This is a genomic window from Rudaea cellulosilytica DSM 22992 (assembly GCF_000378125.1).
In the GTDB taxonomy this organism is placed as follows: domain Bacteria; phylum Pseudomonadota; class Gammaproteobacteria; order Xanthomonadales; family Rhodanobacteraceae; genus Rudaea; species Rudaea cellulosilytica.
The window spans coordinates 240,081-262,847 of the sequence record NZ_KB899243.1 but is presented as its reverse complement, the minus strand read 5'-3'; the positions used below and the strand labels follow the sequence as shown (position 1 = coordinate 262,847).

Here is a 22,767-nt window from a genome sequence, read left to right as displayed (position 1 = left end):
CGGCGGTGCCGGACATTGCCGGTGCCGCGAAACTCGCCGGGGGGCAGCAGAATGTTGCGTCGAGTCGTTGCGAATTTCCGTCGCCAGGACTGGACGGCCGTTGTCGTTGAACTGGCCGTCGTCGTCATCGGCGTGTTCATCGGCTTGCAAGCGGCGAACTGGAACGAAGATCGGCAAAAGAATCAGAAGGCCGCCGAATTCACCGAACGCCTCAAGGCCGACCTGCGCGTGGAAGCGTGGAACTACGAGACGCAGATCGGCTATTTCAACCAGGTACAGGCCAATGCGACACGCGCGGTCGACGCGCTGACCGGCACGGCGCCGCTAGCCGACGACGCTTTGCTGATCGCCGCGTACCGCGCCACGCAATACAACAGCAACTCGCGCCGCCGTGCCACCTACGACGAATTGACTTCGACCGGTGAGATCGGCTTGATTCATGATGCGGCCCTGCGCGCGCTCGCGATGGATGTCTACACGTTGCCGCTGGGCGACCGCATCGAACAGGGCGGTATGCAGTCGGAATACCGCAAGGCGTTCCGCACGGCGATCCCGTACCAGGTTCAGCGCTCGCTCGCCGACAAATGCGGCGACCGCATCGTGCCGATCGGCGACTACGCGGGCATTGCGCAGGTTCTCGACTACCCCTGTGCGACCGGTCTTGCTCCCGAAACCATCGCGGCCAGTGCCGCCATCCTGAGGAAGGACCCGCGATTCGTCGCCCTGCTGCAGCTGCGCATCGCCGACATCGCGACGGATCTGAGCAACATGACGGTGTATTTCGACCCGTACATTCGCGAGCCGCTGCGCCGCCTCGCGAAGGACAAGCCGTGAGCCTGTTCGCCGAACTCCGACGCCGCAATGTCCTGCGCGCAGCGGTTCTCTATATCGGTGCGGTGTGGGCGCTGGCGCAAGGCATTTCGCAACTCAGTCCCGCCGTCGGCTTGCCGGATTGGGGCACGCGCTGGTTCCTGATCGCCGCGGCGATCGGTTTTCCTTTTTGGCTCGCATTCGCCTGGTTCTACGAATGGACGCCACAGGGCCTGAAGCGCGAAAGCGAACTTGCGGTAGATACGTCCATCGTTCGCTCGACCGGGCGAAAATGGGACCGGGCGATCACCGCGGTATTGGCCGTCGCGGTGGTGCTGTTGCTGACCAACACCTTCGTGTGGCGCAAAGGTGCGGGACTCGACGCCGCTGTTTCTGCGAATCCGGACAAATCCGTCGCGGTACTGCCGTTGAGCAACGAAAGCGCCGACAAGGATCAGCAGTATTTTTCCGATGGTCTGTCGGAGGACCTGATCAACGCGCTGTCGCAGTTTGCTGGGTTGAAGGTGATCAGCCGCAATTCCTCATTCCAGTTTCGCGACAGTCACGACGATAGCAAGACCATCGGCGCGAAACTCGGCGTTACGCATCTGCTCGAGGGCAGCGTGCGGCGCGCTGGCGACATGGTGCGGATCACTGCGCAACTGGTAAACACCGCCGACAGCCGTACGCTTTGGTCGCAGCGCTACGACCGCCCTTACATCGATCTGTTCGCGCTACAGGACGACATCACCCGGCAAGTCGCTGAGGCGTTGAAAACGAAACTGCTGGAAGGCGCGGCCGCCAACACGCAAAGCGACCGCCCGCCCAGCGGCAATCTCGATGCATACAACGCGTATCTGCAAGGCGTCTTCGTGGCTAGGCGCAGCACGGACGCGGACATGCGCCAGGCGATCGAATACTACAAAGAAGCGATCCGCATCGATCCGAACTATGCGCTGGCCTATGCCTCGCTCGCGCGCGCGAAAATCGCGCTCATTGCGGCGTTCTCGGTGGCGGACCGCGCAGAAAGGGAAGCGTTGATCGCGACCGCACGCACGGCAACAGCGACCGCGCTGGCGCTGCAGCCGGATCTAGGGCGCGCGCATCATTCGCGCGGCTTCCTGCTGCAGATCGTCGATCTCGATCTGGTCGCGGCTGAAGCCGAATACCGGCGTGCGGCCGAACTGGCACCACACGAGGCCGGAAACGTGTTTTCGCTCGGTATCGTCAGTGCGTCATTCGGTCGGCTCGCCGAAGCCGTGACGTTCGGCCGCCAGGCGGTCGCGCTCGATCCGCTGAGCAGCGTCAACTATGTCTATCTCGCACGCACGCTGCGTGCGCTCGGCCGCTACGACGAAGCCGAATCCGTCTTACGCAAGGCGCTCGAGATCAATCCGTCGGGTGCTCAGAACTATAGCGAACTGACGATTCTGCAAATCCTGCGCGGCAACGCCGGAGCCGCCATCGACCTCGCGCAGCGCGAAACCGCTCCGTTCTGGCACACCTTCGCGCTGACTATCGCTCACTTTTCGCATGGCGACAATGCTGAGGCCGATGCAGGACTCAACGAGTTGATCGAAAAATACGCCGTCAACGGCGCTTTCCAGATCGCGCAGGTCTATGCGCAGCGCAAGCAACCAGAGCAGATGTTCGAATGGCTCGATCGCGGCCTGGCGGAGCACGATCCCGGCGTGCCGACGCTGCGCTATGCCGTGTTCGTCATGGACTACAGCGACGATCCGCGTTTCGCGGCGTTGTGCAGGAAACTCGGCCTGCCTGCAACGAATGACGTGAAGACACAGCCATGAGCGGACGACCTTCGTTCCTCGCTGAACTCAGGCGCCGCAACGTGATCCGCGCGGGCCTGCTCTACATCGGCGCGGTGTGGGCGTTGGCGCAAGGCGTTGCGCAATTGGGGCCGCCGCTTGGCGCACCTGAATGGATCACGCGCTGGTTCGTGATCGCCGCGGGCATCGGATTTCCGTTCTGGCTCGCGTTCGCATGGTTCTACGAGTGGACGCCGCAGGGGCTCAAGCGCGAGAGCGAAGTCGCCGCTGAAGTGTCGATCACGCATTCGACTGCACGCAAAATGGATTTCTGGATCATCGGCGTGCTCGGCCTCGCCGTGGTGCTGCTGCTGACCGATCGACTGATCCCGCACAGGAGCGACGGCGCCGCGATTTCCGACAAGTCCATCGCCGTGCTGCCTTTGACCAACGACAGCGGCGACAAAGACCAGCAATATTTTTCTGACGGCCTGTCCGACGACTTGATCAACGCGCTGATGCAGTTCGGTAACCTCAAGGTGATCGGGCGCAATTCCGCATTTCAGTTTCGCGACAGCAAGGAGGGCAGCGCCGCGATCGGCTTGAAACTCGGCGTCGCCTATCTGTTGACCGGCAGCGTGCGCAAGCTCGGCGACACGGTGCGCATCAATGCGCAGTTGGTGAAAGCGGCGGACGGCAGCGGCGTTTGGTCGCAAAGTTACGATCGGCCGTACATCGATCTGTTCAAGCTGCAGGACGAGATCACCGAGGCCGTGGCGGGTGCGCTCAAGGCGAAGTTACTGCAAAACGGTGATGTTGCCATGCAATCCGAGCGGCCGCCCAACGGCAATCTCGCCGCGTATAACGCCTACCAGCAAGGGCGGTTTTACACCGCGCGCAACAATGAGCCGGATCTGCGCACGGCGATCGCGCATTTTCACGATGCCGTTCGCCTCGATCCCGGCTATGCGGCAGCGTATGCGTGGCTTGGCAACGCGCAAGCGACACTGGCGGGAAATTACCTCGCCGGCGCCGACACGGCATCCACGTATGCGCAGGCACAGTCGGCGATCGATACCGCCTTGCGGCTCAACCCCATGTTGCCGCAGGCGCACATGACCCAAGCCAGGCTCATGATGAACCGCAATTTCGATTGGCGCGGCGCGCAGGTGGAGCAACGACGCGCGCTTGAATTGGCTCCGAACGATCCGCGCATCCTCGTCGCCTACGCTTGGGGTTCGGCAATTCTGGGGCAGGTGCGCGCCGCCATCGACCTGACGGAACAGGCGTTGAAGCTCGACCCGTTGCAGAGCGGTGCCCGTCAGAATCTCGCGCTTTTGCTGGCCGTGAACGGGCGCCTGGATGAGGCGAAGGCGGCCGTCGACAAGGCGGTCGAATTGCAGCCGAGTTCGGACACGCATCGGGTGATACAAGCTTACATCGCGACGTTTCGCGGCGACTTTCCGGCCGCGCTGGCGATTGCGCAATCTCTGTCGCAGGGCATGTGGCGCGATGTTGCGCTGGCGTTGGTATTGCAGATCGGGCCCGACCGTGCCGCCGCGGATGCGGCGCTGCAGAACCTGATCGACAAACACATCGACTCCTCGGCGTACCAGATCGCGGAGATCTACGCATTGCGCCGCGATCCCGACAACGCGTTCAAGTGGCTCGATCGCGCCTGGGACGCACGCGATGGCGGCATCGTCTTCCTGCTCAACGATGCGCTTCTGCTGCGCTACCGGCATGATCCCCGTTACGCCGCGTTCGCGCTGAAGGTCGGCCTGCCGACAACGACCGATGCCAAGGGATTGCCATGAGCGGGAAACTTTCGTTCTTCGCCGAACTCAAGCGCCGCAACGTCATTCGGGCGGCCGTGCTCTACATCGGCGCGGTGTGGGCGCTGGCGCAGGGCATTGCGCAACTGAGCCCGGCCATCGGCTTGCCCGACATGGCGGCGCGCTGGTTCCTGATCGCGACGACGATCGGTTTTCCGTTCTGGCTCGTATTCTCATGGCTATACGAGTGGACGTCGCAGGGACTCAAGCGCGAGAGCGAGGTCGCTGCAGACACGTCGATCACGCGTTCGACCGGGCGCAAGATGGATCGCGCGATCATCGCCGTACTTGCGATCGCGGTGGTGTTGCTGCTGACCAATACCTTCCTCTGGCGCAAAGGCGGGCTCGGCGGCGATGCCGCGTCATCGACTTCGGGAAAATCCATCGCCGTGCTTCCGTTCGATGATTTGAGTCCGGGGCACGATCACGGCTACTTCTCGGCGGGCCTCGCCGAAGAATTGCTCAACGCGCTGGCCAAGGTGCAGGAACTGAAAGTCGCCGGGCGAGCGTCGTCGTTCTATTACGCCAGTCACAATGCCGAGCTGCGCACCATCGGCCAGGCTCTTAGCGTCGCCAATGTGCTGCAGGGCGCGGTGCGTACGCAGGGTGATGCCGTGCGCATCAGCGTGCACCTGGTGCGCACCGGCGATGGTTTCGAGGTGTGGTCGCAAAGTTACGATGGCGATCTGCACGATATCTTCGACGTGCAGGAACGCATCGCGCGAGCGATCACCGAGCGCCTGAAGATCGTTTTGAGCGGCAGCGAGCAGTCGCGCCTCGTGCCGGTGGCCACGACCAGCGCGGATGCCTACGCGGACTTCGTCACCGCACAGACGCTGGTCAACAAGCGGGTCGACAACAGCCTGCCGCAGGCGATCGCACTGTTGCAGAAGGCAACGGCGCTCGATCCGAAGTTTGCGCGCGCCTGGTCCAAGCTCGCGGTCGCCTATGCGGTGTTGCCACAGTACACGGCCGCCGAATGGGGCGAAAGCTGGCGCAACTCCGATGCCGCCGCGCAGCGCGCGCTGGCGCTCGACCCGGACGATGCGGAGGCTTACGCCGCGCTGAGCTACAACCAGTTCTCGCAGCGACATTTCGAGGCAATGGTCGAACCCATGCACCGCGCCTTGCAACAGGCGCCCGACAACTCGGCGGTGAACTACTGGGCAGCCAACGAGCTCGCCGCGATGGGCCGCACGCGCGACGCCGAAGCGCGAATCGACGCGGCGTTGGTCAACGATCCTGCCAATAATCTGCTGCTGTTCTACAAGAGCATGACGCGCTGGCGCATCGGCGACGAGGCCGGTGCGCTGGACTACATCCGTCGTGCCGGCGTGGCCGATTCGCCGTTCGGCGCCTTGATGCTGCAGTACTACGATGCGGCGCACGCTGATGTGCAGGGCGCCGCGCGCGATTTCGTGAAAGCCATCGGCAAGATGGGCACTCGGATCGCCGAAGGTGACCTGCACACGATCTATTTCGGCACCTTCGGCGACGAGACGCAAAGGCAGACGGCACTGAAAATCATCGACGCGCACGCAGAGGACAATTGGGCTCCGACCTTATTGCTGCAACTCGGAGAACCTGCGCGTTCCTTCGATCTCTACGAACAGGGCCACAGCGGCTTATCGGACGCCTATTTCAACTGGCTATGGCAGCCCGAGGAATGGTCGCGCAAGGCGCTGCGTGATCCCTCGTTCCAGGGTTTTGCACGGCGCATCGGGATGGTTGCCTACTGGCAGCACTACGGTTGGCCGGATTTGTGCCACCCGGTGGCGGCAAGCGACCCGCAGGCGTTCACATGCCAATGAACACGCAGCCGTCATTCCTGTCCGAATTGAAGCGTCGCAACGTCATTCGCGCGGCCGTGCTCTACATCGGCGCGGTGTGGGCGCTGGCGCAGGGCATCGCGCAACTAAGCCCGGCCATTGGCTTGCCCGAGATGGCGGCATGCTGGTTCCTGATCGCAACGACGATCGGTTTTCCGTTCTGGCTCGCCTTCGCCTGGTTCTACGAGTGGACGCCGCAGGGGCTCAAGCGCGAGAGCGAGATCACGGCCGATGCCTCGATTGTGCGTTCGAGCAGTCGCAAATTGGATCGCGCGATCATCACGGTCCTGACTGTCGCGGTGGTGTTGCTGCTGACGGATCGTCTTGTCGTGCGCAAGAGCGATGGCGCAACCGCGATTCCGGCCAAGTCCATCGCAGTGTTGCCGTTGCTCAACGAAAGCGGCGATCCGCAGCAGGAATATTTTTCCGACGGTCTTTCCGAGGAACTGATTTCCGCGCTGGGCCAGGTGCGCGATCTCAAAGTGATCGGGCGCAATTCCTCGTTTCGCTTTCGCGGCAAGGACCAGGACGATACCGCCGGCATCGGCGTCAAGCTCGGCGTGGCCACGCTGCTGCAAGGTACCGTACGCAAGCAGGGTGACGAGGTTCGGGTGGTGGCATCGCTGGTCAAGGCGGTCGATGGAAGCCAGCTGTGGTCGCAGGCTTATGATCATCAGTTGAAGGACGTTTTTGTCGTGCAAAGCGACATCGCGACGGCAGTGGCGAACGCGCTGAAGGCGACCGTGTTCGGCGGTGCGATCAAAAACAGCGACAAGCCGCCCGGCGGCAATCTCGACGCCTATGATGCGATGCTACAGGGCCGCTATTACGCCGAGCGCCGCAATCCCGACGACTACCGCAAGGCGGTGGATTACTACCAGAAGGCGATCGCGCTCGATCCGAATTACGCACTGGCCTATGCGCGACTGGCGATCGCGCAGCAGTGGTACAACGACTGGGTTGCAGACGCCGAGGAGCGCAAGACCGTCGGCGCGCAGGCGCGCGCAAATGCGCAGAAAGCCGTGGCGCTCGCGCCCGATTCGGCGCTGGCGCTGGGTGCGCTCGGCATCAACCAGGCATGGACGGATTTCGACTATCCGGCCGCAAAAGCCAGTTTGAGAAAGGCCGTGGCGCTGGATCCGTCGAATGCCGAGACTCTCTACCAGTTGGCGGACGTGACGGCTTGTACAGGTTCGCTGGGTGAAGGCATTGCAATGTTGCGCAAGGCATTGCAGATGGAGCCGCTCAATGCATCCTTCCATTTCTATCTCGGGCAATTCCTCCTGGCGGCGGAGCGCCAGCCTGAAGCGGAAGCCGAGCTGAAGCGCGCATTGCAGCTTCAGCCGACGATGCACAACGTGCAAGCGTTTCTTTCGGTGGCCTACACCGAGCAGGGTCGCTTCGCCGAGGCCATCGCTGCTGCGGAGGCCGAGCCGCATCCCGCCAATCACCTCTGGGCGTTGGCCATCGCCTATACCGTGCAGGGCGACAACGTGCGTGCCCAGCAACACCTCGATGAGATGATCCGTCTCGACGCCGACCTTTATCCTTCCAACATAGCAATGGTCTATGTCTTGCGCGGTGATACTGACAAGGCCTTCGAATGGATCGACCGTGCGGTCGCGGAGCGCGATCCCGGCATGGCCGCGGTTTACGAGCAGCCTTACGTGATTCCCAGACTGCGCGATGATCCGCGTCTTATGCAAGCCCTGCGCAAGCTGGGACTGCCGGCACCGGCCGAGGTCGGTGCCCACGCTGCTGCGACCGTCCCCGCGGCGCCGGCGAATGCGGGACAATAGGCGCATGTTCGACACGACTCCTACACTCGATTGCGCCGGCCGCGTGCTGAAACTCGACCGTGCGCGCGTCTGCGGCATTCTCAACTTGACGAACGATTCCTTTTCCGGCGACGGATTGCGTAGCGACATCGACGCCGCCGTCGCGCAGGGCGTCGCGATGGTGGAGCAGGGCGCGGATCTGCTCGACGTCGGCGCGGAATCGACACGGCCCGGTGCAGGCGAGGTTTCCGTACTTGATGAAATCGCACGCGTCGTGCCGGTGATCGAGGCGCTGGCAAAACGCGTCGACGTGCCGATTTCGATCGACACGAGCAAGCCCGAAGTGATGCGCGCTGCCATTGCCGCAGGTGCGGGCTTCATCAACGACGTGCGCGCGCTGCGTGAAGACTGTGCGCTCGACGCGGCGGCGGAATTGAAGGTGCCGGTCTGCCTGATGCACATGCAGGGCGAGCCGCGCACGATGCAGGACGCGCCGCATTACGACGACGTCGTCGGCGAGGTGAAAAATTTCCTCGCCGGCCGCATCTTCGCCTGCGAGATGAGCGGCATCGACAAGAAGCGCATCGTCGTCGATCCGGGCTTCGGTTTCGGCAAGACGCTGGAACACAATCTCGCCTTGCTGCGTGGGCTCGATCAGCTCGCCACGCTCGGCGTACCGCTGCTCGCCGGACTGTCGCGCAAGGGCATGATCGGTGCGCTGACCGGACGCGAGGTCGATCAGCGCGCCGTCGGCTCCGCAGCCGCCGCGCTGATCGCGGTGCAGAAAGGCGCATTGATCGTACGAGTACACGATGTTGCCGCGACGCTCGATGCGCTCGCGGTGTGGCAGGGCGTCGCGAGTGGTGCGGCGCCGATGAAGAAAACGCAGAAGCCTTTCGGTTCGCGACGATTCGATGGCGATGACTGAAGCGCAGCAAGGTCGGCAGCGTAGCGCCGACATCGACACGATCATCTTCGATCTCGGCGGCGTGCTCATCGACTGGAACCCGCGCCATCTCTACCGCAAGATCTTCGGCGCCGATCACGCGGCGATGGAGTGGTTCCTAGCGCATGTGTGTTCGCCCGAATGGAACCTGCGACAGGATGCCGGACGTCCCTGGCCGGAGGCAATCGCGGAGGCGCAAGCGCGTCACCCCGAACATGCGGCACTGATTCGCGCCTATCGCGAGCGCTGGGAAGAGACCTTGGGCGGGGTGATCGATGACGCGGTGGCACTGCTGGCCGAACTGCGCAGTGAACCGGTGCGCCTGCTGGCGCTGACGAATTGGTCGGCCGAAACCTTTCCGATCGGGCGCCGGCGTTTTCCGTTCCTCGACTGGTTCGAAGGCATCGTCGTCTCGGGCGAGGAGAAACTGGTCAAGCCGGACCGCGCGATCTACGAGTTGCTGCTGCGGCGCTATGCGGCCGTGCCGGAGCGCGCCGTCTTCATCGACGACAGCGAAGCGAACGTCGTCGGCGCGCGCCGGGTCGGACTGCATGCGATCCGCTTTCGCGATGCGGCTACTTTGCGCCGGGAGCTGTCGGCCCTCGGGTTGCTCGCCGCCTAGCGCCGCGGCGCAGTCTCGCCTACGGCGTGGCGGCGAGCGCCGCGTCGACCAGGCTGCGCCCCTGCAACGCGCTGGGATCGAGCCGGCGCAGAACGCGCCCGTTCGCGTCGAGTACGATCAGCGCTGCCGGCTGACGCACACCGTAGCGGCGGAACAGCGCACCGTCGCCGTCGAGCACGAGCGGCACCTTGACGGCGTGCTTGTCACGGTATTCGCGCAGATCCTGTGCGGAAGACCACAGTCCCGCCGCGATGCCGACCCAGCGCACGCTCGCGTCGCCGCCATGCGCGCTCAGTTGCTCGCGTATCGCCTTGCACTGGGAGGCGGACTGGGGACGGGTCTTCTCGAAGTAGCTTTCGCACCACGGCGACAGAAACGCGAGCACCGTGCGGCGCTTGTGCTCGGGATCGGCCAGCGCGATGTCGCTGCCGTCGAGCGTCTTCGCCGTCTGTGCCGCCTGCGCTGCGGCAGCCGTTGCCGCGGGCGATGTCGCCGCAGTCGCCACGACACCCTTGCGTGCCTGCGCCAGCGCCGCTTCGAGGCGCGCATCCGCGAGATGGCCGACGTAGGCAATGCGTCCGTCGCGGTCGATGATCACATGCTGCGGGGTGACGCGCAGGCTGAACAGCTCGCCGAGGTGGCCATCGTCGTCACGCACGATCGGCATCGTGATGCCGAGCTTGCTGCGGTATTCGCGGATCTGTTCGAGCGTGTCGTCGAAGCCGATGTTGATCGCAACGACTTCGAGGTCGTCGCCGGCATGGCGGTAGACATTTTCAAAGTGTGGCATCTGCTCGCGGCAGGGCACGCACCAGGTCGCCCAGAACTTGAGATACACGGCCTTGTGCCCGCGCAGAGCGGCGAGGTCGATGGTCTTGCCGTCGATCGTGGTCAGCTTGATCGCCGGCGCCATTTGGCCGAGCAGATGGTCGCCGGCCTGGGCGGCGAAATCCTGTCCGCTTTCCGCGCGCGCGGGAGCATTTGCGCCGAGCAGCGCGGCAACGAGCAACAGTGCGGCAAGGCCTGGAAGCAAACCGGTGATTCGGCGATGGCGGAGCGAAGTGGGCATGGCGAGTAGTTACTCGTAGAGGTTGGTGGCAGCTAAGCTACGCGACATTTGGCCCCATGCACGATCCAATTTGTTTAATTTTTTCAGAGCCAATATGCAGATCGTGCCGGCACAGCGATGCAAATCACATTGGTTTCAACCGGATTCGCCGGCAGCGGCATGCGCGACATCGCGGTCGAGCAGATGTGCGAGTGTGTCGACCGAGTCGGTAGCGCGGTCGCAGGCGTCGGCGATCGCGAGGGCGACGGCGTGCGCTTCGCCGTCGGGCGGCGTTGCGGCCAGCGTCTTGACCAGTTCGCGCTCGCAGGCGCGCAGGCCCTCGACCTGCACCGGATGATCGTGGCGCAGGCCGTCAGCGATGTCGCCGAGTGCGGCATCGATGCGGCCTGCGAAAGCCTGCACCGTCTCTTGGGCCGGCCGCTCGCGGCTGTCCTGCAGCACCGCCTCCAGCGCCATGCAAGCGCGCACGAAGCGGTTCGCGTTCGCCAATACGCTTTCGGCAAGTGCGATCAGGCGCAGGTCGCGCTTGGGCTCGCCGCGCACGCGGTCGAGCGATGCCTGCGCGTTCGTGCGCGCGCTGCGCGAGGCCACGCGCGCATCGCGGCGCAGATCGCTATCGCCGTCGAACAAAGTGGAAAAGTATACTCTGTACGATTCGATCATCGTCGCCAGCGCAGGGCGCAACTGCTCCCAGGTAGGCCACAGCGCGTAGGCGGCGAGGGCGAAAATGCTGCCGATCGTCGTCGCGATCGCACGTACGAGCATCGATTCGCCGGGCGCGATGCCGTGGAAGGCGAGCAGGATGACGATCAGGCCGGTCAGCATCATCACGCCGAGGCCGTAGTTGATCGTCGTCAGCATGCGGAAGCCGATCGCGAGCAACGCTAGCAGAGCGAGCTGTGCCCAGACGTTGTCGAGTGCGTAGTGCACCAGCGCCGTAGTCAGGACGAGGCCGGCGAGCGTGCCGGCGACACGCAGCAGGCCGAAGCTGAAAGTGCCGGCGAAATCGGGCTTGAGCACGATTGCCGTGGTCATCGGCACCCAGAATCCATGCGGGTAGCCGAGCGCGCGTTCGCCGATCACTGCGAAGCAGACGCAGACGCCAAGGCGCAACGCGTGGCGAAACGCGACCGACTGCAAGTGCAGGTTCGCGCGCAGCGTCGCCAGCGGGCTCATCGGCCGCAGCATGGCCGGCAGGCGCGCTTCCTTTTCCTCGGCCTCGAGCTCGCCGCGTGCACCGGCGAGGCCGGCGTTGCGGATTGCCGCGCGCAACTGGCCGCCGAGCGCCTGCGCGCGTGCGAGGGCGACGGTCAGCGTGCGCTGGTCGCTCGCGTCGGTGGTGTGGCTGAGTGCTTCGAACGCGGCGAATGCGGCCTCGTAGCCTTCGATCGCCCCGCTCGTCGCCTCGGCCGTGGTGCCGTGCTCGAGCGCCGCGCCGATGCCGTCGAGTGCGCGCGAGGCATATTCGCGCAGGCGCAGCAGCGTGTGCTTCGCCTCATCGTCCGGCAACGTGCCGATCACATCGGCCAACGCGAGCAATTCCAGGCGTACGCGTTCGATGATGCGCGCGAGCACGCGGAAGCGCTCCATCTCGGCGCCACGCGCGCGATGCGTGCCGTTGAGCAATTGTTCGACGTCGAGCAAGCCCTGGGTCACCGGGGGCGCGCGTTCGAGGCGGTTCGCCGCGATCGGACGGTGCGTGATCGCGCCGAGCTCGCGGTAGACGCGCGCGAGTGCCGAGCGTTCGGGTCGATAGCGCTGCAGTGGCCACGCGGCGAGCGCGAGCCCCATCTCGATCAGACCGCCGGCGAAGACGAGCAGGCCGGCGCTGGCGGCATCTTTGAAGTCGCGCGGGTCCGCACCCATGACGAGCAGCAGGATGACGCAGGCCAGGCCTGCGCGCCCCGCATTCGGGCCGAGCGCGACGAGCATGCCGCCGGCTACGCCGCAGACCAGTGCCGCCAGCGCCATCGCGATCGCATGCGCGCCAAGCAAAGCGCCGACGAAGCCGGACAGGCCCGCACCGAGCGCGCCGAGCAGCATGCGCTGCATGCGCAGGCGATATGGCCCAGGCTGATCGAGAAACATCGTGTTGAGCGCGCCGGTGGCGATGCCGAGCCCGATCGTCGTATGCCCGGTGGCGATGCCGATGCCGAGCGGCAGGACGAAGCCGGCAGCGTTGCGCAGTGCGACGCTGAACGGCACGTCGCGCGGCTTTATTTCGATCAGGGTGCGGAACATGGCGGAATTCTAAGAACCTGTCCTCAAAGCTACTGCGCTCGATAATTTGTGCGCCGGCGGTGCTCGGAATCCTCACATACTACTTGTATGCTCCGGTTCCTGTGCTCCGGCGTCGCACAAATTCTCTTCGCTCGCTACGCTTTGAGGGCAGATTCTTGGCCATGCCCGCGAGGCATCGGCTGGCTAAGGCCGCAAGCGCGCCAATCCGGCGGCCGGCACGATCTCGTTCCACGGGAACAGCGGGCCTGGGTCCTGGCGCCGGCGCAGCATGATCTTTGCATCATCGCTCGCGGGCTCGAGACGCGTATCGAGATCCTCGTGGCCAGCGACGTAGCGCAGGCTCGGGATGTCTTGCTTGAGCTTGCGCAACAGCAGCAGCAGCGACTGGATCTGCTCTTTCGTATACGCCACCGTGAACGCCTGGTGGCGGCTGTCGCCCCAATAGGGATAGCGGCCCAGATTGAACATCTCGATGCCGATCGAACGCGTGTTCCAGTCCTTGGTGTGATTGGCCACGCGCTCGGGTGCGACGAAGCGGTACACCGCGCCGGCTTCGGTAATGTAGTAGTGGCCGCTGTGTCCGGTGCCCTTCTCCGGATAATGCACGCGCTCGCCGAACTCGCGCGTCATCGCCATGTCCGGCAGCTCGGTGCAGTGGATAACGACGAGATCGATCGCCGCCAGCGCACGATGGTTGAGCTTGGCTTCGTAAGGCAGAGGCCAGTCGTGGATGACAAGGTCGGGGGGCGGGGCGGATATCGGCATACATGCAGTCTCGCATGCACGGAGGCGGCCTGTCAGCATGCGATAATCCGCGAATGAAACCGTTCCTGATACTGTCGCACGGCCTGGAAAGCGGGCCCGAGGCGACCAAGGTGAGCGCGCTTGCGAAGGCCGCCGAGGCGCTCGGCTTGCGCAGCGTGCGCCCCGACTATCGCGATCTCGATGCGCGCCGCGACGTGCGCGATATCGACGCGCGCATCGCGCGCCTGCAATCGCATGCGCCGGCCGATGCGCCGGTTGTGCTCGCCGGATCGAGCATGGGCGCGTTCACCTCGGCGCTGGCGTCGACCGGATTGAACTGCGTCGGCTTGTTCCTGATCGCGCTGCCGGTGGCGATCCCCGGATACGCGCGGCCGTTCGCCGCGGCGGCCGTGCCGACCACGCTCGTGCACGGCTGGAACGACGAGGTTTGTCCAGTCGACGCCGCGATCGCGTTCGCGCGCGCACGTGGCGATGCGATCACGGTATTGAACGACGACCATCGCCTCGGCAGCCACGTCGATTTCATCGCCGAGCAATTCCGCCTGTTTCTGGAGCAGTTCGCTTGAACGCGGCGGATACTGTCGCGCGAAAGTTTTTCGCGACCTGCCCGAAGGGGCTGGAATACCTGCTCGTCGACGAGTTGAAGGCGCTCGGCGCTGCCGAAGTGCACGAAGCGCTGGCCGGCGTGCATTTCAGTGGCGGACTCGACGCGGGCTATCGCGCCTGCCTATGGTCGCGCCTGGCGAGCCGCGTGCTGATGCCGATCGCCGAGTTCGCTGCCGCTGACGGCGATGCGCTGTATCGCGGCGCGCTCGCTGTCGACTGGAGCGAACATTTCGGCGCGGGCGACACGTTTGCGGTCGACGCGGTCGGCAGCACGCAGGGCATTACCCATACGCAGTTTGCGGCGCTGCGCGTGAAGGATGCGATCGTCGACCAGTTCCGCGAGCGCGACGGCGAACGACCCAGCGTCGATACCGAACAACCATCGGTGCGGGTGAACTTGGTGCTGCGCAAAGGCCACGCGATCCTGAGCATTGATTTCGCCGGCACGCCGTTGCATCAGCGCGGCTACCGCCTCGGCAAGGGCCTGGCTCCGCTCAAGGAAAATCTCGCCGCGGGCATGCTGCTGCGTGCGGGCTGGCCGGCGGTGTATGCGGCCGGCGGCGGCCTGGTCGACCCGATGTGCGGCTCGGGCACGCTGCTGGTCGAGGCGGCGCTGATGGCCGCGGATATCGCACCGGGGCTGCGTCGCGACTATTTCGGTTTTTACGGCTGGCGCGGGCACGATGCGGCCGCGTGGCAGGCGCTGCGTGAAGAAGCACAGGCACGCGCTCGCGCCGGCGCGCAGGCTCTGCGGCCCGTGTTCTTCGGCTTCGATCGCGACGCGAACGTACTGCGCGAAGCCGTGCACAACGCGCAGTACGCGCAGATGTCGGGCTTCATCCATCTCGGCAAGCAGTCACTTGAACATCTGCACCGGCCGCAGGAATTGCCGACGCCGGGACTCGTGATCTGCAATCCGCCGTACGGCGAACGTATGGGCGCGGATGCCGGTCTCGCCGATCTGTATCGTTTGCTCGGTGCGAAACTGAAATCCGAGTTTCCCGGCTGGCGCGCGAGCGTGATCACATCCGATGAAAATCTGGCGCGCGCGATCGGCTTGCGCGCGGAAAAGAAATACCAGCTCTACAACGGCGCGCTCGAATGCGTGCTCCTCAATTTTGAGATCGCCGCCGCCGATGCGCCGAAACCCGAGCCGAAGCCGCTGTCGGCCGGCGCGCAGATGGTCAAGAACCGCATCGACAAGAACTATCGCCATCTGCGCAAGATCGCCGCGCGCGAAGGCGTCGAATGCTGGCGCGTCTATGACGCGGACCTGCCCGAATATGCGGCGGCGATCGACATCTACCGCGAGCATCCACGCGCCGGCGGTATGCCGCTCGACTGGCTGCACGTGCAGGAGTACGCGGCGCCGGCCAGCATCGACGAAACTCTCGCACGCACGCGCCTGCGCGAGCTCGTGCGCGCGGCGGGCGAGGCCTTGAACGTCCCTCGCGAGCGCATCGCGCTGAAGCAGCGCCGACGCGGCAAGGGCGGCGAAAAATACGGCAACCTCGATCATCGCGGCGAATTCATCGAAGTAGGCGAGGGTGGCCTGCGCTTTCTCGCCAACCTGTGGGATTACCTCGACACCGGGCTGTTCCTCGATCACCGCCCGCTGCGCGCACGCGTTCGGGAACTCGCGCGAGATAAGCGCTTCCTCAACCTGTTCTGCTATACCGGCAGCGTCAGCGTCTACGCCGCGGCCGGCGGCGCGGCCGAGACGACCAGCGTCGACCTGTCGCAAACCTATCTGGAGTGGGCGACGCGCAATCTTGCGATCAACGGTTTCGGCAACACGAAGCACAAACTCGTGCGTGCCGACGCGGCCGGATATCTCGCGCAGCATTCGGCGATGTACGACCTGATCTTCGTCGATCCGCCGACGTTCTCGAACTCGAAGAGCGCCGCCGACTTCGACGTGCAGCGCGACCACGTACGCCTGTTGCAGCTTTGCGGCGAACGCCTGCTGCCGGGCGGCGTCATCCTGTTTTCGAACAACTACCGCCGCTTCAAGCTCGACGAAGCCGCGCTTTCCGAGTTCGAGATTCGCGACATCAGTTCGGCCACGATCCCGTTCGATTTCGAGCGCAATCCACGCATCCACCAGGCTTGGGAACTGAGGAAAAAATAGGCCCGTTCAGTTTCGTGCGGCGGCTTCCGGGACGAGGCTGAACGGACCGGGCCAAGGCCTGCATTTTTCACAATCGATTCAGGCGGAAAATCGCAGCATGCACTTGCGATCAAATGGATCGCGTTTCTGCAATCCTCGGAGCAACTCATGAACATCAGCAAGCGTGGTTTTCGTGCGATGGCTTTCGGCCTAGTCGCCGTGGCCGGGCTCGCATTTGCCTCTGCCGCTTCGGCGCGCGATCACTTCAGCCTCGGTATCAGCGTGCCGGGTCTGAGCATCGGCGTCGGTGGTCATCACACCTACGTCGGTGTCGGCGGCGGCTACTATGGACCGGCCTACTACGGCCCGGCGTATTACGCGGCGCCGGCGCCGGTGGTTTACGCCGATCCGTATCCCGTGTACTACGGCCCGGCCTACTACGGCGGTTACTACTCGCGGCCCGTCTATCGTGGCGGCTACGGCCATGGGTACTATCGCGAAGGATATCGCGGCGGCTACGACCACCGCGGTGGCTACGACCATCATGGCGGCGGTTACTACCACCGCTAACCGGTCATCCAGTTGAGTGCCGCTACAACGCCCCGCTGCTTCGGCAGCGGGGTTTTTGTTTGGAATGTGATGGGTTGTGGCTTCGTGCGTGTCCGCAAGGGTGGCCGTCTTGACCCTGTCACACTATGATGGTCGCCGTTTCTCTCACACGGATTCGCAGTGACTCAACCGCAATCGTCGTCCACGTCCGGCTCGCAGGCTTGGTTGTTCTTTCGCCAGTGGCTGAAGAACCCGCTGAGCATCGCCGCACTGGCGCCCTCCGGCGCACAGCTGGCCGGACTGATGACTGCTGAGTTGCCAGCCGGAGCCAGTCGCGTCATCGAGCTGGGCGCGGGTACGGGCGTGTTCACGCGCACGATGCTCGACAACGGCATCGCGCCTGAGCAGTTGCTCGTCGTCGAATTGAACGAGGAATTGTACGAATACCTGCGTACGCAATTTCCCACGGCGCACGTCGTCTGCGGCAACGCCTGTGACCTGACCAGCATCGTTGCGGAAAAGGAGTTCGCCAGTGCGGGCCAGGTCGACGCGATCGTCAGCGGCTTGGGCCTGCTCAACATGTCTCGCGACCTGCAGCTTTCGATCATGCGATCCGCATTCGACGTGCTCAAACCGGGCGGCTGCTTCATCCAGTTCACCTATTCGCCGAAGCCGCCGCTGCCGCGCGAACTGCTGGACGAACTCGGCCTCTCGGTACGCCGCGGCGGATTCGCCTGGCGCAACATCCCGCCGGCCTCGGTGTTCGTCTTCTCGCGCAATCGTTCGGAGCAGATGCGCGCCGTTCGGAAGTAGGAAATCCCGCGCGAACGGCAGATAATCGGCGGTCTCTGAACACGGGATTCCGCCATGAACGCACCGACCCGCATCGACACCGCGCGCACGATCCGCGCGCCGCGCGGCAACACGCTCACCTGCAAGAGCTGGCTGACCGAGGCCGCGTATCGCATGATCCAGAACAACCTGGATCCGCAGGTCGCCGAGAACCCGCACGAGCTCGTCGTCTACGGCGGCATCGGCCGCGCCGCGCGCAACTGGGAATGCTTCGATGCGATCCTGCGCAGCTTGCGCGAACTCAACGATGACGAGACCCTGCTGATCCAGTCGGGCAAGCCGGTCGGCGTGTTCCCGACCCATCCCGACGCGCCGCGCGTGCTGCTCGCGAACTCCAACCTCGTGCCGCACTGGGCGACCTGGGAGCACTTCAACGAGCTCGATAAGAAGGGCCTGATGATGTACGGCCAGATGACGGCCGGCTCGTGGATCTACATCGGCTCGCAGGGTATCGTGCAGGGCACCTACGAAACCTTCGTCGAACTCGGCCGCCAGCATTACGGTGGTTCGCTCAAAGGCAAGTGGATACTCACCGCCGGTCTCGGCGGCATGGGCGGCGCGCAGCCGCTTGCGGCGACGCTCGCCGGTGCCTGTTCGCTCAACATCGAATGCCAGCAGAAGAGCATCGACTTCCGCCTGAAGACGCGCTACGTCGACGAACAGGCGCGCGATCTCGACGACGCGCTCGCGCGCATCGAAAAGTATACAAAGGCCGGTGAGGCGAAATCGATCGCGCTGCTCGGCAACGCCGCGGAGATTCTCCCGCAGCTCGTCAAGCGCGGCATCAAGCCCGATGCGGTCACCGACCAGACCAGCGCGCACGATCCGGTCAACGGCTACCTGCCGATCGGCTGGACGGTCGAGCAGTGGTTCGAACGGCGCAAGGCCGACCCGAACGGCGTGCGCGACGCGGCGAAGAAATCGATGCGCGTGCACGTCGAGGCGATGCTCGCGTTCCACGCGCAGGGCATTCCGACGGTCGACTACGGCAACAACATCCGCCAGATGGCCTTCGACGAAGGCTGCAAGAACGCGTTCGACTTCCCCGGCTTCGTGCCGGCATACGTGCGCCCGCTGTTCTGCCGCGGCATCGGCCCGTTCCGCTGGGTCGCGCTCTCGGGCGATCCCGAGGACATCCTCAAGACCGACGCCAAGGTCAAGGAACTGATCCCCGACGATCCGCATCTGCACAACTGGATCGACATGGCCGAGAAACGCATCGACTTCCAGGGCCTCCCCGCGCGCATCTGCTGGGTCGGACTCGGCCAGCGCCACCGCCTCGGCCTCGCGTTCAACGAAATGGTGCGCAACGGCGAGCTCAAGGCCCCGATCGTGATCGGCCGCGACCATCTCGATTCCGGCAGCGTTGCGTCACCGAATCGCGAAACCGAAGCGATGAAAGACGGCAGCGACGCGGTCAGCGACTGGCCGATCTTGAACGCGCTACTCAACACCGCCGGCGGCGCGACCTGGGTCAGCTTCCACCACGGCGGCGGTGTCGGCATGGGCTATTCGCAGCACAGCGGCGTCGTCATCGTCTGCGACGGCAGCGAAGCGGCCGACAAGCGCATCGCGCGCGTGCTGTGGAACGATCCGGGCACCGGCGTGATGCGGCATGCGGATGCGGGGTATGAGATTGCGCGGGTGTGTGCGAAAGAGCAGGGGTTGAAATTACCGATGGCATGAGATGGGGAAACGAAATGAGGATGGTGAATGTCTTAAAGGTGATGATCTCTTGCCCAGCAGATGTAGTCGAGGAAGCGGAGGCTGTTGAACAAGTTCTTGATGAATTAAACAGATCGAGCGCTGAGTTGCTGAAGATTCGTTTTGATAGCTTTCGCTGGGATAAAGATGCATCACCGGGGTTTGGCGATGACCCACAAGAAGTTATTAATTCGCAGGTGGCAGATCGGTTCGATATTTTGGTTGGGATATTCTGGACTCGCATTGGTTCACCCACATCTCGCGCGAAATCTGGCTCGGTCGAGGAAATCGAATCCGCGATAACACGCCTGCGAAACGAACCGAACAGCCTCCGGCTGCTCATCTACTTTAAGACAGAAAATCCTTCGTTAGAACGCTTGGATCCCACTCAACTGGCGGGGGTGTTTGAATTTCAGAAAACTCTCGGACGCGAGGGTGTTCTCTATAAGAAATTTAGCGTCGTTGAGGACTTCAAAAGCTCGTTACGCGCGAACATCATTCAGGCTGCTCAGGAACTTGTAAGCAAACAGACTAATAAGCCACCTGAGCAACAGTTCGAGTCGTCTGCCTCTTCTACACAAGCTAATGATGATGAATTAGGGTTGCTGGACTACCAAGACATTTATGAAGGCAAGCTCGCTATCGCAACTAGTGCAATGGATGGCATTGCCGCAGCGTTACAGGCGTCAGCGGCGTCAACGACCCGCAGAACTGGCGAATTGAACGATCTCAGGGAAAAAGGGGAGTTAAGTCGTTCGGAGCTTCGCAGATTTCTTCATCGGCAGGCGGAGGATTGGGATGACCTCTCGGGAAAGCTGTCTCGTCTCTCTGCAGAGTTCAACGAAGCAAATACAGAGGCTTTCAACGCGTTAAGTCGATCAGTACCCCTAATGTCAACGCGTTCGCCTGAAGAGAAGAAGCAAAGAATCAATCTGGCAGAAACCCTAGAGCATCTTGCGGATACCACTGCAACTACAGGAAAGTCGAATGCGGAATTCCGATCCGTCATTGAGTCAACACCTCGAATGACGGCCGAGCACAATAGAGCAAAGAAACGGCTGCTGCATGTAGCTGAGCAATCGGCGAATCATTTTTTTAATGCAGCTGCATTGGCAAGAGATATTTCGACCGTCTTGCGAAAGATCTAAAGAATTCGGAAACCGGGGTCAGAGTGCATTTTCCGCGAAACGCGGCGAACGCGATCAAGAAGTTCGCCGTGTTTGCAACGCCAATCCGTTGGCAAACGTCTAATCGTTCAAGCCGGAATTTCCACCTCGACGAGCTTGCCGAGCAACACCAGCGATTCCTGCCAGCCGAGGTAGCACATCTCCGGTGGGATCGCATCGGGAATGCCTTCCTGCACGATGTTCACTTCGGTGCCGCAGATCACGGCGCGCAGGTCGATCGTGGTAATCATCGTGCCGGGCAGGTTGGGGTCGTCGAAGCGGTCGTCGTGGCGGATGCGCTGGTTCGGCACGAGTTCCAGGTACGTGCCGCCGAAGTCGTGGCCGCCGCCGGCAGAGAAATTGGTGAACGACATGCGGTAGCGACCGCCGACTTTGGCTTCGAGTTCGTGGACGGTACAGGTGAAACCGTTCGGCGGCAGCCATTTGCTGAGTGCGGCGGCGTCGAGGAAGGCGCGGTAGATGCGCTCGGGCGGCGCGCGCAGGACGCGGTGCAGGCGGATAGTGCTGGACATGATCGTTTCTCGTTGGTCGAGGAGGAACCCTCATTGTCGGCGACGAATGGGGAACAGGAAAATCGACATCGACGCTAAACTAGAACCTATCCCAAAACTACTGCGCTCGACATTTCGCGCGCCGGCGGTGCTCGGAATCCTCACATACCTTTGTGTATGCTCCGGTTCCTGCGCTCCGGCGACGCGCGAACTGTCTTCGCTCGCTACGTTTTGAGATAGGTTCTAGCGTTGCACCACGGAATTGAACATTGAACCGAGTGAAGAGGACATGACCGAAGACAGAGCACTGCCGACCGCCGCCGACGCGGAAGCCACCCATCCACATTTCCCGCGCTGGAACGGCATTGCGCCGCTGCCGAATGCGCGCATGATGCTGCACGTCGGTGCCGAGACGGTGGAGAATTTCCTCGTCGTCGGCGACGCCTGGGGCCAGCTCGTCGCGATGGAATTGCCCGCGCACGCACGCGTGCTCGACATCGGCTGCGGCTGCGCGCGCACCGCGCGCATGCTGCTGCATCACCCGCAGATCGAGGACTACCTCGGTGTCGATGTGATCCAGCCGTATATCGACTGGAATTCGCGTTTCATCTCGCCGGTGACGAGCGGACGCTTCCGCTTCGCCCATCTCGACGTACGCGGGCCGCGCTATAACCCGGACGGTGCGGTCAGTGCGGAGGAAGTCGTGTTTCCCGCAGCGGACGGCAGCATGACCCTGGCCTTTGCCGCCTCGTTGTTCACCCATCTCAAGGAAGGCGCGACGGTGCGCTATCTCCAGGAAGCACGCCGCGTGCTCAAGCGCGGCGGCAAGCTGATCGCTTCGATCCACGATCGCCCCGAAGGCGACAGCAAGTTCAGCGGCGACGAATTCCGCGCCGACGTGCAGCCGGAGTATTTCGCCGCGCTGGCGGAGAAGAATGGATTTGTCCTCGGCCGTCGTGTCGGAGATGTTTGCGGACAGGAGACATTTGTTTTCGTCGCGAAATAGTCTCAGTACAACCGAGGCCGCGGAAAGTCGGGTCAGGGCTCACTTTCCGAACGCACCATTCCCCGAGAAGGCAGCCGCGGTCAAGAGATCTTCCGAGCGCGCACCTCGCCGATCAGGTCAGTCAATACCTTGTCCTGCGCGGCCAGGTGTGCCTGAATCTGCATGGCTTCGTGCAGCACCGCCTCGGCATCGTTGTAGGTTTCGACCGCGCGCTTGTCCGAGGCGACACCGTCGACCTTCTGGCCGACGATGATGATCGACAGCAGCACCAGTTGCAGGAAGGTCTGCGCGATCCAGGCGATCAGCGGTGCCGTGCCGCCGCGAATGGCTTCCGGCAGGCTGACGAGAGCGAGGCCGGCGAAAAGGTAAGCACACCACATCGTGCCGACCGCGCTGGTGATCTTCACGGCGAGGAAAGCGTTGAAACGCTGGATTGCTCCGTCACTTGGCAACAAGTCCCTTCTCTTGAATGGCGCATGTTCCTTGCGCTTGGCGATTCGAGGGTGCGGGACGTAGTGGAAGATCACATCCGCACCGCATTGCGGGCAGTTGTGCGCATTCGCGGCGACGCTCGCGCCGCATTGTGGGCAAGTCGACATAT

General features: G+C 63.4%; 19 protein-coding genes. 14 read left to right on the top strand and 5 right to left on the bottom strand.

Features of this window, described 5'->3' with window-relative positions; genetic code table 11:
* The first annotated feature begins 51 nt into the window (after positions 1-51).
* From F455_RS23275 to F455_RS0115705, 7 genes are read left to right on the top strand one after another with little or no spacing between them, the layout of a single operon-like run.
* Positions 52-834, top strand: a complete 783-nt coding sequence (locus F455_RS23275) for a hypothetical protein (protein ID WP_018974276.1) — start codon at positions 52-54, stop codon at positions 832-834.
* Positions 831-2,618: a tetratricopeptide repeat protein gene (locus tag F455_RS0115730; protein ID WP_018974275.1), complete on the top strand. Its 1,788-nt coding sequence runs from the start codon at positions 831-833 to the stop codon at positions 2,616-2,618. Before F455_RS23275 ends, F455_RS0115730 begins: the two co-directional genes overlap by 4 nt.
* A complete protein-coding gene (locus F455_RS0115725; protein WP_018974274.1) occupies positions 2,615-4,393 on the top strand; it encodes a tetratricopeptide repeat protein in 1,779 nt (592 codons plus the stop codon). Before F455_RS0115730 ends, F455_RS0115725 begins: the two co-directional genes overlap by 4 nt.
* On the top strand, positions 4,390-6,222 hold the full coding sequence (locus F455_RS0115720) for a tetratricopeptide repeat protein (RefSeq protein ID WP_018974273.1): 1,833 nt from the start codon (positions 4,390-4,392) through the stop codon (positions 6,220-6,222). The genes F455_RS0115725 and F455_RS0115720 overlap by 4 nt, the downstream gene beginning before the upstream one ends.
* The gene (locus tag F455_RS0115715; RefSeq protein WP_157578925.1) at positions 6,213-8,039 is read left to right on the top strand and encodes a tetratricopeptide repeat protein; all 1,827 of its coding nucleotides are present in this window, start codon (positions 6,213-6,215) and stop codon (positions 8,037-8,039) included. Before F455_RS0115720 ends, F455_RS0115715 begins: the two co-directional genes overlap by 10 nt.
* A gap of 4 nt (positions 8,040-8,043) precedes the next feature.
* Positions 8,044-8,946 carry a dihydropteroate synthase gene (gene folP, locus F455_RS0115710; RefSeq protein WP_018974271.1) on the top strand — a complete coding sequence of 301 codons (903 nt, stop codon included), beginning with the start codon at positions 8,044-8,046 and terminating at the stop codon, positions 8,944-8,946.
* Positions 8,933-9,586 carry an HAD family hydrolase gene (locus F455_RS0115705; protein WP_018974270.1) on the top strand — a complete coding sequence of 218 codons (654 nt, stop codon included), beginning with the start codon at positions 8,933-8,935 and terminating at the stop codon, positions 9,584-9,586. Before folP ends, F455_RS0115705 begins: the two co-directional genes overlap by 14 nt.
* Before the next feature lie 19 nt (positions 9,587-9,605).
* On the opposite strand, the gene F455_RS21125 is transcribed toward F455_RS0115705, so the two are convergent.
* The 3 genes from F455_RS21125 to F455_RS0115690 all read right to left on the bottom strand — a co-directional run bounded on the left by F455_RS21125 (position 9,606) and on the right by F455_RS0115690 (position 13,661).
* On the bottom strand, positions 9,606-10,655 hold the full coding sequence (locus F455_RS21125) for a redoxin domain-containing protein (protein ID WP_018974269.1): 1,050 nt from the start codon (positions 10,653-10,655) through the stop codon (positions 9,606-9,608).
* A 135-nt stretch (positions 10,656-10,790) separates the two neighbouring features.
* Entirely contained in the window at positions 10,791-12,896 is a 2,106-nt protein-coding gene (locus tag F455_RS0115695; RefSeq protein WP_018974268.1) for an FUSC family protein, read from the bottom strand.
* 183 nt (positions 12,897-13,079) lie between these two features.
* Positions 13,080-13,661 (bottom strand): N-acetylmuramoyl-L-alanine amidase, encoded by a 582-nt coding sequence (locus F455_RS0115690; RefSeq protein ID WP_018974267.1) that lies wholly within the window; start codon positions 13,659-13,661, stop codon positions 13,080-13,082.
* 53 nt (positions 13,662-13,714) lie between these two features.
* On the opposite strand from F455_RS0115690, the gene F455_RS0115685 reads away from it, so the two are divergent.
* The 6 genes from F455_RS0115685 (at position 13,715) to F455_RS0115660 (ending at position 20,630) form a co-directional block, all read left to right on the top strand.
* Positions 13,715-14,227 carry an alpha/beta hydrolase gene (locus tag F455_RS0115685; protein WP_018974266.1) on the top strand — a complete coding sequence of 171 codons (513 nt, stop codon included), beginning with the start codon at positions 13,715-13,717 and terminating at the stop codon, positions 14,225-14,227.
* Complete coding sequence (gene rlmKL / locus F455_RS0115680; RefSeq protein ID WP_018974265.1) at positions 14,224-16,398, top strand: bifunctional 23S rRNA (guanine(2069)-N(7))-methyltransferase RlmK/23S rRNA (guanine(2445)-N(2))-methyltransferase RlmL; 2,175 nt, start codon at positions 14,224-14,226, stop codon at positions 16,396-16,398. Before F455_RS0115685 ends, rlmKL begins: the two co-directional genes overlap by 4 nt.
* Before the next feature lie 147 nt (positions 16,399-16,545).
* Entirely contained in the window at positions 16,546-16,947 is a 402-nt protein-coding gene (locus F455_RS0115675; protein WP_018974264.1) for a hypothetical protein, read from the top strand.
* A gap of 159 nt (positions 16,948-17,106) precedes the next feature.
* Entirely contained in the window at positions 17,107-17,739 is a 633-nt protein-coding gene (locus F455_RS21120; RefSeq protein WP_211212339.1) for a class I SAM-dependent methyltransferase, read from the top strand.
* Between the two features lie 54 nt (positions 17,740-17,793).
* Positions 17,794-19,464 carry a urocanate hydratase gene (gene hutU, locus F455_RS0115665; protein ID WP_018974262.1) on the top strand — a complete coding sequence of 557 codons (1,671 nt, stop codon included), beginning with the start codon at positions 17,794-17,796 and terminating at the stop codon, positions 19,462-19,464.
* Positions 19,465-19,478: 14 nt separating this feature from the next.
* Positions 19,479-20,630, top strand: a complete 1,152-nt coding sequence (locus F455_RS0115660) for a hypothetical protein (protein WP_018974261.1) — start codon at positions 19,479-19,481, stop codon at positions 20,628-20,630.
* A 107-nt stretch (positions 20,631-20,737) separates the two neighbouring features.
* Here F455_RS0115660 and F455_RS0115655 read toward each other — a convergent pair whose 3' ends face one another.
* Entirely contained in the window at positions 20,738-21,181 is a 444-nt protein-coding gene (locus F455_RS0115655) for an SRPBCC family protein (RefSeq protein ID WP_018974260.1), read from the bottom strand.
* A 268-nt stretch (positions 21,182-21,449) separates the two neighbouring features.
* Here F455_RS0115655 and F455_RS22220 point away from each other — a divergent pair, with 268 nt between their 5' ends.
* Positions 21,450-22,166 carry a class I SAM-dependent methyltransferase gene (locus F455_RS22220; RefSeq protein WP_018974259.1) on the top strand — a complete coding sequence of 239 codons (717 nt, stop codon included), beginning with the start codon at positions 21,450-21,452 and terminating at the stop codon, positions 22,164-22,166.
* A gap of 80 nt (positions 22,167-22,246) precedes the next feature.
* Here F455_RS22220 and F455_RS22215 read toward each other — a convergent pair whose 3' ends face one another.
* Positions 22,247-22,765: a zinc ribbon domain-containing protein gene (locus F455_RS22215; protein ID WP_018974258.1), complete on the bottom strand. Its 519-nt coding sequence runs from the start codon at positions 22,763-22,765 to the stop codon at positions 22,247-22,249.
* Between the last annotated feature and the right edge of the window lie 2 nt (positions 22,766-22,767).

Coding starts and splice junctions, on each gene's coding strand:
- hutU (WP_018974262.1), top strand. CDS start 17,794: ATGAACGCACCGACCCGCATCGACACCGCGCGCACGATCCGCGCGCCG.
- F455_RS22220 (WP_018974259.1), top strand. CDS start 21,450: ATGACCGAAGACAGAGCACTGCCGACCGCCGCCGACGCGGAAGCCACC.
- F455_RS0115660 (WP_018974261.1), top strand. CDS start 19,479: ATGAGGATGGTGAATGTCTTAAAGGTGATGATCTCTTGCCCAGCAGAT.
- F455_RS22215 (WP_018974258.1), bottom strand. CDS start 22,765: ATGTCGACTTGCCCACAATGCGGCGCGAGCGTCGCCGCGAATGCGCAC.
- F455_RS0115725 (WP_018974274.1), top strand. CDS start 2,615: ATGAGCGGACGACCTTCGTTCCTCGCTGAACTCAGGCGCCGCAACGTG.
- F455_RS0115675 (WP_018974264.1), top strand. CDS start 16,546: ATGAACATCAGCAAGCGTGGTTTTCGTGCGATGGCTTTCGGCCTAGTC.
- F455_RS0115705 (WP_018974270.1), top strand. CDS start 8,933: ATGGCGATGACTGAAGCGCAGCAAGGTCGGCAGCGTAGCGCCGACATC.
- F455_RS0115720 (WP_018974273.1), top strand. CDS start 4,390: ATGAGCGGGAAACTTTCGTTCTTCGCCGAACTCAAGCGCCGCAACGTC.
- F455_RS0115685 (WP_018974266.1), top strand. CDS start 13,715: ATGAAACCGTTCCTGATACTGTCGCACGGCCTGGAAAGCGGGCCCGAG.
- F455_RS0115690 (WP_018974267.1), bottom strand. CDS start 13,661: ATGCCGATATCCGCCCCGCCCCCCGACCTTGTCATCCACGACTGGCCT.
- folP (WP_018974271.1), top strand. CDS start 8,044: ATGTTCGACACGACTCCTACACTCGATTGCGCCGGCCGCGTGCTGAAA.
- F455_RS23275 (WP_018974276.1), top strand. CDS start 52: ATGTTGCGTCGAGTCGTTGCGAATTTCCGTCGCCAGGACTGGACGGCC.
- F455_RS21125 (WP_018974269.1), bottom strand. CDS start 10,655: ATGCCCACTTCGCTCCGCCATCGCCGAATCACCGGTTTGCTTCCAGGC.
- F455_RS0115715 (WP_157578925.1), top strand. CDS start 6,213: ATGCCAATGAACACGCAGCCGTCATTCCTGTCCGAATTGAAGCGTCGC.
- F455_RS0115655 (WP_018974260.1), bottom strand. CDS start 21,181: ATGTCCAGCACTATCCGCCTGCACCGCGTCCTGCGCGCGCCGCCCGAG.
- F455_RS0115695 (WP_018974268.1), bottom strand. CDS start 12,896: ATGTTCCGCACCCTGATCGAAATAAAGCCGCGCGACGTGCCGTTCAGC.